We start from the raw sequence: 13,623 nt of genomic DNA, 5'->3' as shown, positions 1-13,623 counted from the left end.
CAGAGCACCATCGATCTGAGATCAGCTCGACTCACCGAACACCCACAGGTGGGTCAAATCAGGAGATCCGTACAGGGTCAATCTTGAGAGACCGTTGACATGCGACGACGACAGCGCTCTCACGAGATGTCCACATCAGCGATTCTGACTTTTGTGTCCACTGCTTCGCGGGCGCTGATTAACTTCACGCCACCCGCAACAGGCCCTTCCATGCCCATGGCTTTCGTTTAGTCACGTGACGCGAGCCACGATGATTGGCGCGATACTGTCCGCGGTCACGTCATTCCCCAAGGGTGGCCGCCAGGTCATTCCCCATGGTGGGACGCTGCCGGGAGTGAGGGTAGCCGGGCTGGCGATCGGGATTCGCGGAAGAATCCGGCGCGGCCCGCGTGCTCGCCGCCCAGGCGATCGTGACCGAACTGCAAGCAGTGAAGGTCGAGTCGTGACCGGTGACGGGAATCGCCACCGGTGGAGTTCGTCGCAATTCGGCCTCTGGTGGCCTGCAGGTTTGGATGCGAGAATGCGCTCGTTCGGCCCAGCATGGACGCAGCATGGACTGGAACGATCCCAAGGGGAGGTGGATCGGTTGAGACAGAGCGCGCTTCGCTGGCCAACGACAGATCCACCGCGGATAGCGCCCGCCCGGCTCGCGCGCTCGGGGCAGGCTCGTCAGCTGTCTCTGTTCGGCGGGTTCACCTTGATGATCGCTGATCGCCGTGCCACGCTGCCCATGCACGCCAGACGGGTGCTCGCCTACTTGTCGCTGCAGAAGCTGGCCCGGCCCGACTGCGATCGCGGTCAGCTCGCCGAACGGCTGTGGCCGGACTCGTCGGCCGAGCGATCCCGGGCGAGTCTGCGCACAGCCCTGTGGCGTATCCGGTGTGCGGACCCCGAGGTCGTGGCCGTGGATTGTGAGCGGGTGTCCATCGCCGATGACGTGGCGGTCGACGTCCATCGGTTCCGCACCATCGCCGAACAAATTCTCGCGGCCAGGACCCCCGACGACTTCCCGGTCGCGCCAGCCGGGCTGCCCAGCGTGACGGACCTGCTTCCCGGCTGGGACGAGGACTGGCTGCTGCTGGTGCGCGAGCAGCTGCGGATGCTGCGGTTGCACGCGCTCGAGCACGGCGCGGCGGTGCTGACCGCACATGGCCGCCACCCGCAGGCAATCGATTTGATCCTGCAGGTGGTCGACGAGGAGCCGCTGCGGGAATCGGCCCAGGCGGTTCTGATCAACACCCATCTCGAACTCGGCAACGTCGCCGACGCCCGGCGCCAGTTTGACGACTACGTGGCGCTGCTGTGGAGCCAGCTACGGCTGCGGCCCTCACCGCAGCTGGTGGCGGTTCTCGACACGACCCGTTGACGGTCGGGGATACGTCCCTGAACCTACACCCGCCGCAATGGGCAGAGCCGACCTGTCACGGTCCGCTAGACACCTGAGCCGATTCTGCGCTGCGCACCGGACATCCGGCGAAACCCGGTCTGTGGCCTCGCGGAAGCCTCGACGGGGAGGGGTGGCCGCGCTCCCACGCGCCCATACAGCTCCGGCGAGGGCAGCACCCCGAGTTCGTCGAACAGCAAGCCGGCGAACGCGTCGAACTGACGACGCGCCTCGACCACGTTGCCCTCACAAAGGTGCGCCTCGATCAACACCGATTGGGCGGACTCGCGCAGCGGTTCCTCCGCGACGACGATCAACATCACGTCGATCGCCTCCGGATACCGGCCAGCACCGGCGAGCCGGCGCCCGGATACCTCCAGCGCGTGCAGCCTCAGCTGCCGCAGTTGCTCGCGAGCCAGCAACAGCCAGGTCTCATCCCAGCCGGGCAGCAGATCAAGGTTGCACACCATCAGCTGCGCGCGTTCGCGGGGGCAGTCCGTTGGCGCGGCCAGCAGGTGCCCTGTCCACTTCTTGTATTGGTGCACATCGACTTTCACCTCATGGGCGAGCATGATCCGGTCGGCGGTACCGCACACCAGGTCGGGATCGGCCTGCCGGATCCGCCACAGCGCGGTGCGCAGACTCGCCCGCGACCGCTCGGTCGAGGAGTCCGGCCACAGCCGCTCTGCCAGAATTCGGCGATCGCAGTCCGGTTCGGCCGTCTTGTCCAGGGCCAGGTACGCCAGCACCCGTCGGGAGTGCATCGGCAACGCCACGCGACGGCCGCCGATCCACACAGCGAATCCCCCCAGCAACGACACCACTGGCCGGCCGGCAACGACATCGGGCAAATCGGAAAGTACTGACGTGTCCATTGGAACCCCTTCCCGCACCATCATTCACAGCATTCAGGGTCGGCCACCGGCGCTCACGGAGCGTCAATACGGTGTCAACACCGACGGAGCGTTGACGCCCGGGCCACGGTGCTGGTGCGACGCTGCTGTCCGTGAGCGCCGATGACAGCCGGGTAATTGTGGTTCGGGCATGGCGCGACTGCGGGCGCACCATCATCCGCGTGCTGACCGGAACCAGAAATGCCCGGGCCGGCGAGCAGCGCGTGTTTTCCGACGTGGACACCGCATGCGCCCAGATCGCCGCCCTGATCAAGGATTTAGAACCGGGCACCCCGCCGATACGAAGCGTTGACGCCCGGGGATACCCCGAGGGCACGGGGTAGTGCGCGGCCGAATGGTGTGGAGGTGGGTACAGTGCGGCGGGGATCGTGATCTCGTCGCCTTGGCTCGCAACAGAAGCCAAGACGCGTGGCGCCGGACACGTGATGATTGTGCTCGACACAACCCAGCAGATCGCCGAGCGGCCCGACGAGTGTCTTGTCCGGGTCGCCGACGACGATGGTGCGCCCACCGCGTTCTACTGGCGAGGCGGACAGACCGAGTTCGCCCACATCACCGAGATCTCGCTCGGCCGACTCCACCTGATCGGCCACCGGCCAGGGCCGTGCTGCTGAACGCGGTGCTACTGAACATTGACGGAGACAGATACACAACAGCACGATCATCGCCTGGTGTTCGCGCACGCGCCCCCTCCGAACCGGGTCGATGACGGCCGTGTCGCTGTTGCCATCCACATCCGGAACGTGGCTGTGTCCGTTGTTCTCGACGCACGCAGCGGAGCCGGTCAGGCCGAGGCAGTCATGCACTACCACCTCGGGCCGCACACGGGATGTCCGCTGTTCGATCTGCGCCAAGAAGTCGACGAGGTGTGGATCGACGGGCGATCGGCGGCGCGAGAGAGTGTGGGTTCGATCGACGTCGGCGAAGGACCATACGCGACGATACGTGTGCTGGACAGGCCACAGTCGGCCGACTCGATCCATACGATGAGGCTGCGCTATCGACTCGCCGTGCCACGGTCGGATCTCGGGGGCGCATACCCTCCGGTACTCGCGTCGACGGGTGTCGGGCGGGTGCGGTGGTCGTTCGGGATGGGAGACTTGTTCGACGGGCGGCACCTCGAGATGTGGATTCCCAGTAATCTGCCCTTTGATCATTTCGGTGTCGAGCTCCGCGTGAAACTCGTTGGCGCGTCGACTGATCACACGTTGATCACCAACGGCCGGCTCACCTGTGGCCGTGCGGACGAGTGGTCGGTGACGTTCCCGGAGTGGTTCACGTCGGTGTCGCACATGCTCGAGCTGCGCCCAGCCGACGAGCTCGCGCATGTACGGACCACGGTCTCCCTCGCCCCGTCGTCACACCCGATGACGATCGACGTGTGGAAACCCACGGACGGCGCAGAAAATCTTCGGCACGAAGCAGCCCGCATCGCACGCACCCTGACCGTTGCCGCTGGGCAGTTCGGACCGTATACCCATGACCGATACACCTGCTTCTTCCACGGCGCCGACGGCGGGATGGAGTATGTAGCGGGTACCACCACGTCACCGGGCGCCCTCACCCACGAGGTGGTGCACAGCTGGTTTGCGCGCGGCGTCCTGCCGGCCCGCGACGTCGACGGCTGGTGGGATGAAGCGTTCACCACCTATGTCGCATCCGGACTCCCGCCGGCACCACTCGACTTCACCGCACCGCCCACCGAGTTGTGTTCGGGTCGACCATTCCAGCGTCACACACATCCCGCGGCGTACACCGTGGGCAGCAAGCTCTTTGCGGGCATGGCACACACGGTCGGTGCCGAAGTGTTGCGGCGCGCGATGCGCAGGCTCCACACTTCCCGTGCCGGACGGACACTTTCGACGACCGAGCTCGAACAGCATCTCATCGCCGACACCCGAGCTGTGACCATCGTCGATGCTTTCCACCGGTTCGTCTATGGATTCGACGAGCCCCGGCGTGACTGCGGGGTGAGGTTCGAGCGGCTGTCGGCGACGCACACCGAGCACGGCCGGAAGCTCGCCACCGCTGTGGTGGTGAACGACCCGGACGCAGAGATCTGCCGACATTACGTCCTGGTGCTGTCAGATCCGCTGGGCCGCATCGTTTCCACTGCCGTCGGTTTCGACCTGCCGCCCGGCCGGTCGGCGACGCTGCGCATGCGCTTACCTGCCGGGTCACACGGCCTCACCGGTGCCGTCCACGCCCGGCTGCGTCACCCGTCGGGTCACCCGAGCGAGTTCCGGGCACGCGTGGTGATGCGACTGAACACGGTCGATGCCGCCGTCGATTCACGGTCGTCGACCAGCTCCAGTCCCGCACATACAAAGTGTTGACGCCGGCGCACCCGGTGCTCGCTCATCATCACAACCAGCAATCGAGCCAAATGGAGGTGGCGCCATGCGAGTCGACGCATATGCAAGCGAAAACGAGAACGCCCAGTACTTCGCGCCTTTCGCCGGTATGACCATTTCCAGTACCGAAACAGTGCCGGAGAGTTTCGAAACCTATGAATACACCGGTGAGGTCGACCACGAATCCGAATCGTCGGCGCCGTTCGAGAGCTACGCCGTCGCCGAATCGCCTTTCACCAGCGAGTCGATCACCGAAGCCGAGCAGCTGGAAACCGCCGCTGCGGAGTTCCTTGAGGCCCTCCACGACGAGGACTTCGAGGATGCTCTCGACGAGTTGATGAACGAGGGTGCGGCCCGGGTACTCGCGGACGTGCAGCAGTGGACGGTCGCACCGTCAGAAGGTGAGGTCTCCGAAGCCCTGACCCAGTGGATGGCACCACTGGTCACCGAATTCGAGCGCTCCATGGACGGCTTCGCCGCGGGGCTGGAAAATGCCAACCTCGAGAACATCTCCGAGGCCGAACTCGACGAACTGCTCGAGTCGCTCGAGACGCCGCCAGCACTGGAGTCCGAGTTTTTCGGCAAGATCGTCAAGGGTTTGGTGAATAAGGCGAAGGGTTTAGTCAAGAGCGCCGTGACATTCGCGAAGAACCCGATCAAAGGCGTGGTCGACATCGCGAAAAAGGGCCTCAGCACCGTCGTCGAAGGAGCCAAGGGGCTCGGAAAGTTCGTGATCGGCCCGTTACTCAAGAAGCTGAAGAAGGCGGGCCTCGGCCTGCTGAAGGGCGTGCTGAAGAAGCTGCTACGCCCGTTGACGAAAATGCTTCCGGCGCAGGTACGTCCGTTTGTGCCGATGATCACCAAGGCGCTGGGCATCGGCGAGTACACCGGTGAAGGCGAGCAATTCGAAACCAACCTCGAATCGGGATTAGCCGGTGAACTCGCGCGTGCTTTCGATGAGGAGGTCGCCGCGATGCTCTTCGCCCCGTCCGGGGAGGACCCTCGATTCGAGGCGGCCTGGAACGAGGACCTCGAAGCCGACGAGAGCCTCCAAACCTTCGAAGCGTTCGAGGATTTCGAGAGTTTCGAGGATCTCGAATCGTCGGAGAGCTTCGAATCCCTGGAGTCGCTTGAGTTTCCCGGCGTTGGCGAACAGACTGTCGCCGAAGACGCCCTGACCGACCTGGACAATGCCCGCGCGCGGCTTGCCGGGCAGCTCGCCGAGTTCACCGGCGAGAACCCGGTTGGCCCGATTCAGGAGTTCCTACCGGCGGTTCTCGCCATCCGGCCGCTACTCAAACTCGGTCTGAAGGTAACCGGGGCGCGAGACAAACTGATCAACCTCCTCGCCGAGCCACTCGCCGCATTGATCCGGGGCATCATCGGACCGAGCAACATCCAGCGGATGGCGGCCATTGTCGGGAAGTCGCCGGACAAGATGATCGCCCGTGCCGGGGTGGGACTCGCATTCACCGCTCTCGGACTGGAAACCGCTGGGCCGCAGGAGCAGACAACCATCCCGGGTGAAGCGCTCGCATCCGCCGTCGAGGCAACGGTGAACCGCGTGCTCGACGAGCTGACATCCGAAGAACTGACCGACCCGTTGCAGGTAAGCGCCGCCGTGCAGCGTTCGTTCGCCGAGGCCGCCGCCGCCTACCTGCCAGACCGAGTGCTGCGCAGCGATCTCCCCGAACGCGAGACGCAGAGCGAGGGCGGCCTCTGGGTGCTCATGCCACGCTCGACGGCACCGCGCTACCGGTTCCGCAAGTACTCGCGCGTCTACGTCGTGCCCATCTCGCGAAGTGCTGCCCGGCGCGTGCGATGGTCCGACGGCGGGACACTCGAGCAGTACCTACTCGATATCGGAGTCAACCACTGGCCAGTCCGCGCCGAAGTCGACCTCTACGAGACTGTGCCCGGCACGTCGCTGGGTCACCTGACGCGGGACGAGACGCTGCCTGCCGCAGAGACTCCGACGTATTCGGAGTTCCAGGAACTGACACCCGAGGTCGCCGGCGCGCTGCTCGGCGAGCCGGGCCTGGGGCGGCGGCTGCCGGGCCTGGGGCGGCGGCTGCCGGTGACCCGGATATCGCGGCCGCTCAACCACACCCGCCCGGGTCAACGGTTCTATCGCGTCCGCGTCGGACAGTTTCCGACGGCCCGAGTTCGCCGTCCGCGCCGCCACGTGACCATTCGGTGGGAACCGGCGCACCGTCGGATGCGCATCGCGATCCGCCTGTCCGAACGGCGAGCCCGTGCCCTGCAAGTCCTGCTGCAGCGATCGGCACCGGCCGGTCGGCGCGACCTGCCCAGCGTGTTGACCGCGCTCCGCGAGACTCTCCTCCCGAGGCTGAGGACGAGAATCGCTCGACGGCTGCTGATCTCGGGCTTCGTCTCGGATCCCGCGCTCGCGGCGACGATCGCGGGCGATATCGCCGGAGCCGCTGGAGCCGGCTTGTCGCAATTCCTCGTACAGCGAGGAGCCCAGCTCTCTGCCGCCGTCGCGAACTCCATGGAGGGTGTGACCATCATCCTCACGTTCAACGGCATCGGAACTCGACCACGCCAGGTGCCGGTTCCCGATGTCGTCGCGCAACCGGGCTGGGTCCATGCGTGATCGGTTCGCCATCGAGGTCGCCGCGCTCGAGTCCGACGCGCGGCACTGGCGTCGCGCGTCACTCGGACTTGGCGAACTGGAGGTCGCCGCGTCCGCGGTGGCGTGGGGCGGGCTGGAGTCCTACCTCGGCAAAAGTGTGCGTGCAACACTACAGTCGCAGTCCAAACGCCTTGTCGCGCAATCAGATCGTCTGCTCTTCTCGCTCAAGGCAGCCAGGTCTGAGACAGATCTCAAGCAAGCGCGTCGCGAGTTGCTGACATTGCGGCGCCAATATGCACGTGCCGAGGCCATCGTCGACTTCTACGGCCATGCGGTCAGTACTCGCTCGAACCCCACCGTGGCCGCCATCCTGCGAGGCCTCGACGCGCTCGCAGTGCAGAGTATGGACCAGGTGTTGAGGCCGCTCGGTATCGAGACACCACCCGTTCTGACCTACCTCGACAAAGGTCTCGGTGCGTCGATACTCCGGTCCGGCGCCCGGCTGTGGGATGCGTCGTTGTCGCCGGCCGCCGCCATCAAGGTGACACGCCACAACCTCTGGCAACCAACGTCTCTCGTCCACGAGACCGGGCATCAGGTCGCCCACCTGACGGCTTGGGTACCCGAATTGGCAGAGGCGCTGCACAAGGTGCTGGTTCCGCAGAGCCCGCTCGCGGCGGAAGCTTGGAGCAGTTGGGCGAGTGAGGTGGCAGCCGACGTCTACGCCTTCAGCCTGCTGGGCTACGCGCCGGTCCCGGCGCTGACAACGGTCGTCGACGGACCGCCGAGAACCGTGTTCCGGATGCCGCTGGGTGACCCGCATCCCATCTCGGTGCTACGGGTCCAGCTCAACGTTGCGCTGTGCCGCTCGTGGTTCGGCGCCGGGCCCTGGGACGAACTCGGGGCCCGCTGGCTGAGCCGGTATCCGTTCCAGACCGCACCCCGCGAGGTTGCCGAGATCTGCACGGTGAGCATGCCGTTACTCAATTCCATCGTCGACGTGTGCACGCGGACCCGGATGCAGGCCTTCCACGGGACCTACTTGGCCAAACTCGCCAATCCCGAATGGGTCTCCCCGGCCGAACTCAAGCGTCTCGCCGACCGTGCCGGCGAATCGCTGTACACCTCGACGTACCTGCAGCGCACCGACGCGCTGCGCATTCTCGCTCTCACCGTCCTGCGTGGGCTCGAATCACCCGAACCACCAACGGTGATGCGGGACTGGCTACAACGACTGGGTGGCGACCGTTCGGTTGCGGCCTGATAACCCTGAAGGGACGTGATTACGTTGACGAGCACCGAATATGTAGACGGCAACCCAGCCGTGTTCGGCATGACCCCCGATCAATTCAAGCAATTCCTCGCTGCCGTCGCGCCTCCGGCAAGTACAACGCCGAACGACCTGACCGACGACCAGCAACGAGTGGCATTGAGCTATCAGCTACTGCGCAATGGGCTTGTCCGGCACCCGCTCCCGGCCGAGACAACGAGCCAGGTGCTGATCGGGATCACCCAGCGCGTCTGCGGCGAATACCTAGAGTTGCTCACCAAGGACTCGATCCCGGCGGCGGCTTCCTCGCTTAAGGTGACGATCGGCGGCGTAATTAGACAACCCCAGCTATGGCCGACTCCGACAAGCGAGGGAGTATTCGCCACGGTGCCGTTGGCCGAGTGCGGTGCCGGGGTGAGCTTCGTCCAGTTTATCGATGCGCGTAAAACTCCTGTCGCAGAAGGCGTTCCATCACCATTGGCGATAGCGGCCGAAGACCCGCCGCCCTGCGATGAACGGCTCGCCGCGTTGGTGACCGCCAAGATCGAGGAACGCTACGGGGACATGGCGACCGCAATGGCAACTGTCTTGGCCGGCAAAAAAGTCCTCATCGTCAGAGAAGAGATCGAGCTATCCGACGACCCATCCTCCGACGAGTCGTCGGCTGAATAAGGAGCTGATGTCACATGTTTCGTGCACTGGCCGACCGTCTCAATCCCCCCAAGGCAACCGACCAACAAGCGAACGGGGTCCTTTCGACATATCCGATGCAGCTCAGTCGATTCCTCGACGAGGTCTGGTCGGCAGGTGGACTCAACAGCGCCACATGGAACATGCTTCTTGCTCCAGCGACTCTGCCCTCCACCGTTCCGGTTACAGACGCGATCGGTGATGTCGGTCTCGAGCAGGAACCGCAGGGTCTCCTTACGACACTCACTTCGGGCTTGGACTACACCACACTGAACAAGCCGAAGTTCAAGGATGGCAACTCCGTCAAGACGCTTTTTGGTGGCACGCCACCACTGTGGGACCACATGATTTATGCCTATCTCATCGAGGCCACCGGCATTTTCGAGATCATGGCGGATGTCGTGCGACGGTATGTGGTTGGCGAGACCCTGCCGTACGCGTCCCCGCAGGGACTTGCCTGGGTGCGCGGGACCGAGGAGCTGTTCTTCCGCGACCCACCGCTGTTCAGCACGAGCGGCGCGCTCATGAGCCAGGTGCGGCCTGATGCTGCGATCAACCGTCGTAATGCGTACTGGCGAATGTTCGGCATGGACCTACCGCACCCGGTCGGCCGGGGCGTAACGGGCCAACCGTGGAAGCGCGATGTCGGATCGACGATCAACACGCGGTTCCTCGAACTGTGGAATGAACTTCTTCGTCAGGTCTGGCTCGGTTTCGAGAACGCCACCAACTCCTCGGGAGCGAAGCCCACGGACCCGTCGTACGTCGCGTATCTCTGTCAGACGCTGAGTGAGATGCTGCGGCTCCGACGACAGTTCGGCATGCTCGCCCGCGAAGAGTTCGCGTTCGTCACCATGATGGACTGGTTTCACCTCACCGTCCAATACGACACCGCGATCGTGGTGGACCTCAAAGCCACTGCCGGGCCGGATGGCAACCCTGCTGACCGGCTCGCGGCCATCGGCGCACGAGTCGGGGTTGCGCCGTCACGGCAATCGCGGGAACTGTTCGAGCTGGCTGATCTCGCCTCCTCCATTCTGTGGGCAATCGAACTGGGCATCTTCAACACGTCCGGAAGCGCCGCTTTGCTATTCGCGAACAACCTCACGACCAATCCGATCGTGTCCACGATGAACCGCATCATCGACCTCTGGCAGTCGGCCACCGGTGAACGGGTCAAAGACCTTGCGGTCACCACACGGCGTCAGGGACTCCCGCAGTCAGCGCAACCGTCGCGTCTGCTTCCCGGACCCCTCGTGCCCACCGCCCGTCCCGCCGCCGAGGGGCGGCCGTCCACCAACGGGCACCGTCCGACGTCGCTGACGCGCGGGTAGGGAGGTGCGGGATGTTGCAGGAGTATGGTGCGACCCTCAACGGTCACGGGGAGTCGTCGGTGTTTGCCCCCAGCGAGGAGGTCGCGGAGCCGGTGGACTGGCCGGTCCGCGAGGATGTCTGGGAGATATTCGAGGACACGAACGAGCAGGAGGACAGCGCTGCTGTGCTGTCGGGTGAGAAGCCATTCGAGTCCGTCGCACAGGAAGATTCGGCCCATCTGACCTCGTTCGAGTACAACCCGTTCAGCGAATCCATGTTTGAGGACGCGGCATCGGATGACATTGGTGGCGAAGACCCGTCGCTGGAGTCGATCCATTCGATGGGCGAGTCGGCCTACGAGGACACCCGGGATGAAGAGTACGTCGGTGAAGACTCCTATGAACTGACCGGCTACGAGCACACCGGCTACGAAGATGTCGGGTATGAGGACACCGGCTACGAGTCGGTGCCCCAGGAGGACTCCACATACGAAGACGCCGGCTTTGAGAATGGTTACGAGTCAAATACGTTGGAGAACAGCGTGTTCGAGTCGGGTGGCCTCGAGTTTGCCTACGGAGTTTCCGAGACCCCGACCGAGTACAACGCCGAGTTGCTCGGGTCGCCCGGCGAGATCGCCGCCGAGGACTGGGCCGCCGGCGGCGACCACGCACAAGAGGACACCGGGCCGACGGTCGACGCGGGGGAACGTGCCGTCAACAACTATCCGTTGCTGCGCGCGCACCGCGGAACTCAGCCCGATCTCGTGATCCGGTGGAATCGGATGCCGTCGACCACTCGCACTGTCGACGTCGTCATCCACCTCCACGGCTACAGCGGATCTGGTCCGCGGATGCGGATACTCGATAAGGCACGAATGAGCGGGATCGACTTCGTACCGCCGTCCGGTGGCGCCGTCGGCACGACGAGGCCGATGCTAGGCGTCGTTCCACGCGGGAACTACTTCGGCGGGAACAGCGGAGCCGGATACAACTTCCCCGAGCTGATCAAGCCGGGCGCACTGGAGAAGCTGGTCCGCGGCAGCCTCGAATTGTTCCGCAGCGCAACAGGTGTGCGGGCGTCCGCCGGACGCGTGATCCTCACCGGCCATTCCGGGGGCGGTGCGCCCCTGAACGCGATTCTCCAGCACTCCGACGTGGATCAGGTCTACGTCTTCGACGGCACCTACGGCGATATGTCGAACGTTGTCGCGTGGGCTAGGCGCCGGATTGCACGGGGCGCGCCGAATTCGGCCCTGCGGGTCCTATACCGACCCAACAGCGGAACTCAGGCGCACGCGCTCGCCATCGCGTCGGCAATCTGCCCCGCGGTCACGGCGTCGTCGGATGCCGCCCGACTACACCAGCGCTTCCGCGTCGAATCGACCGCGGTCGAACACAACCTGATCCCGACCACGTTCGGGTGGCGACTGCTGGCAGACCCGGCGGGTGACCTACCGGGCGCCACGCGCCGAGGGTGTTCACATACGACTGGACCGTCCTCAGCACTCCCTTCGGCCGGACCGACCTCACCCGTGCCGGTGGCGCCGGGCGTGATCGTGACCCGGACACCAGACCGGGTCGCCGGAGTCGTCAAAGTCACGCCGTGGAGGAAGGACGGTACGCGAGCGCTTCCAGGGTCGGTCGCCCTGGCGAATCAGTGGCGGCGCCTCACAGGCCGGGCAGCGGGCACGTTCAACGCGCGCAACACGTCGTTCGGTACACGGTCGCTGCATGCCGAAGGCCGTGCCGTCGATTGCCATGGGTTTTCGTCCCGTCCGCAGGAGAAGGCACAAGCAGACGCCTACATCACGTGGTTGCTAACGAATGCGGTGGAGCTGCAGGTGTCGACGATCATCTGGAATAAACGGATCTGGTCGTGGACACGCCGCGCCGAGGGCTGGCGCAACTACATGACGAAGCCGAATCACAATCCGCATACCGATCACTTCCATGTCGATCTGTCGTGGGAGGGTGCACTGCAACCGAGTCCGCTGTTCGCCGGCGGGGTTCCCGGATTCGGTGCAGGCGCCGTAGCCGCACCCGTCGGGCAGACTCGGTCGCCGTCGAACCCGGCAGCCACGCCCGTCCCGGCAACAGGCATCAAGCACCGGCCCGTGGAATTTGTGCGCCTCTTCGGTCCCTACGCGAAAGCAAGCGAAGCGAAGACCGGTGTGCCCGGACTGGTAACCCTCGCGCAGGCGGCGGTGGAATCAGGATGGGGCGCGCGGGCAGCAGGCAACAATTTCTTCGGCATCAAGGCCCGCGCGTCCGACGCGCCTGACACACGCCAGCTGTGGCGGACTCGAGAAGTGCTGAGCCGACCGGATATTCGCAGCTTCCCCGAGGTCATCTCGGTGACACTGAGGGCTGACGGCAGGTACACCTACGTAGTCAAGGACTGGTTTCGGGTGTTTGCCTCACCCGAGCTCGCATTCGTCAGCCACGGCGCACTCCTGCGGCGAAACAAGCGGTATGCCAAAGCATTTCAGTATCAGAAGGATCCCTACAGTTTCATGGCAGAGGTGGCGAAGGCGGGATACGCGACAGACCCGAACTATGCGAAGGTCGTGCAGTCCGTCATGCGTAGGCTCGAACAGAGTGGGTGGAACTAGCGTTAGCTTTCGGGTCTTTCAGCTGATCCGAGATTGCCTGCGTGTCGAAGACGTTGCCCTCAGCCAGATGCGCGTCGATCGGAAGTGCTTGAGCCGACTCCGGCAGCGAACATCGTGAACTCCGCTCCCCCTGCCGCCGGGACGGCCGAAAGGACCCTACGCTAACACCTTCCAGCTATGACGCCTGGCACAACCACCTACGAGCGCTGGCTGTACGGCCCTGGCCACACCCGGAGCGGCGGGTCCCCCATCGAGTGAGGTCCGCGTCCAGCACGTCTCCGGTGCCTGAAGCTACCCCGGGCCAGAAACTGGCGACAGGCCACTGCACGAACTCATAGCCGGTCAACTCGTACTGAACATCGCGGGCCAGCCACCCCAACGCCTGTGCCCGCTGTCAATGGCCAAGTTGAAGTATCCGTTGGTGGCCGGATAAATGTATCCACCCCGTGCGGTGATTCTTAGGTCGGTGTGGGTTTGTCCTTCCGGTGTT

10 protein-coding genes are annotated in these 13,623 nt (G+C 64.6%); 9 read left to right on the top strand and 1 reads right to left on the bottom strand.

Going from position 1 to position 13,623, the window contains the following annotated elements:
• Positions 1–700 precede the first annotated feature (700 nt).
• The gene (locus tag H7J73_RS01000; protein WP_264065362.1) at positions 701–1,366 is read left to right on the top strand and encodes an AfsR/SARP family transcriptional regulator; all 666 of its coding nucleotides are present in this window, start codon (positions 701–703) and stop codon (positions 1,364–1,366) included.
• 65 nt (positions 1,367–1,431) lie between these two features.
• Here the strand turns inward: H7J73_RS01000 and H7J73_RS00995 are convergent, their stop codons facing one another.
• The gene (locus H7J73_RS00995) at positions 1,432–2,259 is read right to left on the bottom strand and encodes an AfsR/SARP family transcriptional regulator (protein WP_264065361.1); all 828 of its coding nucleotides are present in this window, start codon (positions 2,257–2,259) and stop codon (positions 1,432–1,434) included.
• A 131-nt stretch (positions 2,260–2,390) separates the two neighbouring features.
• Between H7J73_RS00995 and H7J73_RS00990 the strand changes: the two genes are divergently transcribed.
• The 8 genes from H7J73_RS00990 to H7J73_RS00955 all read left to right on the top strand — a co-directional run bounded on the left by H7J73_RS00990 (position 2,391) and on the right by H7J73_RS00955 (position 13,133).
• The gene (locus H7J73_RS00990; RefSeq protein WP_264065360.1) at positions 2,391–2,621 is read left to right on the top strand and encodes a hypothetical protein; all 231 of its coding nucleotides are present in this window, start codon (positions 2,391–2,393) and stop codon (positions 2,619–2,621) included.
• Positions 2,622–2,729: 108 nt separating this feature from the next.
• Positions 2,730–2,912, top strand: coding sequence for a hypothetical protein (locus H7J73_RS00985; RefSeq protein WP_264065359.1), 183 nt, complete (start codon positions 2,730–2,732; stop codon positions 2,910–2,912).
• Positions 2,913–3,041: 129 nt separating this feature from the next.
• Positions 3,042–4,634 carry a gluzincin family metallopeptidase gene (locus H7J73_RS00980; RefSeq protein ID WP_264065358.1) on the top strand — a complete coding sequence of 531 codons (1,593 nt, stop codon included), beginning with the start codon at positions 3,042–3,044 and terminating at the stop codon, positions 4,632–4,634.
• Between the two features lie 64 nt (positions 4,635–4,698).
• Positions 4,699–7,269 carry a hypothetical protein gene (locus H7J73_RS00975; RefSeq protein WP_264065357.1) on the top strand — a complete coding sequence of 857 codons (2,571 nt, stop codon included), beginning with the start codon at positions 4,699–4,701 and terminating at the stop codon, positions 7,267–7,269.
• Complete coding sequence (locus H7J73_RS00970) at positions 7,262–8,512, top strand: hypothetical protein (protein ID WP_264065356.1); 1,251 nt, start codon at positions 7,262–7,264, stop codon at positions 8,510–8,512. The genes H7J73_RS00975 and H7J73_RS00970 overlap by 8 nt, the downstream gene beginning before the upstream one ends.
• A gap of 15 nt (positions 8,513–8,527) precedes the next feature.
• Entirely contained in the window at positions 8,528–9,190 is a 663-nt protein-coding gene (locus H7J73_RS00965) for a hypothetical protein (RefSeq protein ID WP_264065355.1), read from the top strand.
• A gap of 14 nt (positions 9,191–9,204) precedes the next feature.
• A complete protein-coding gene (locus tag H7J73_RS00960; RefSeq protein ID WP_264065353.1) occupies positions 9,205–10,542 on the top strand; it encodes a hypothetical protein in 1,338 nt (445 codons plus the stop codon).
• Positions 10,543–10,553: 11 nt separating this feature from the next.
• Positions 10,554–13,133: a glycoside hydrolase family 73 protein gene (locus H7J73_RS00955; RefSeq protein WP_264065352.1), complete on the top strand. Its 2,580-nt coding sequence runs from the start codon at positions 10,554–10,556 to the stop codon at positions 13,131–13,133.
• Positions 13,134–13,623 lie beyond the last annotated feature (490 nt).

It is taken from the genome of Mycolicibacterium komossense (assembly GCF_025822605.1).
Classification (GTDB): Bacteria; Actinomycetota; Actinomycetes; order Mycobacteriales; family Mycobacteriaceae; genus Mycobacterium; species Mycobacterium komossense.
Note: the sequence above shows the minus strand (reverse complement) of the source record. Positions and strands in the feature narration are given on the sequence as shown.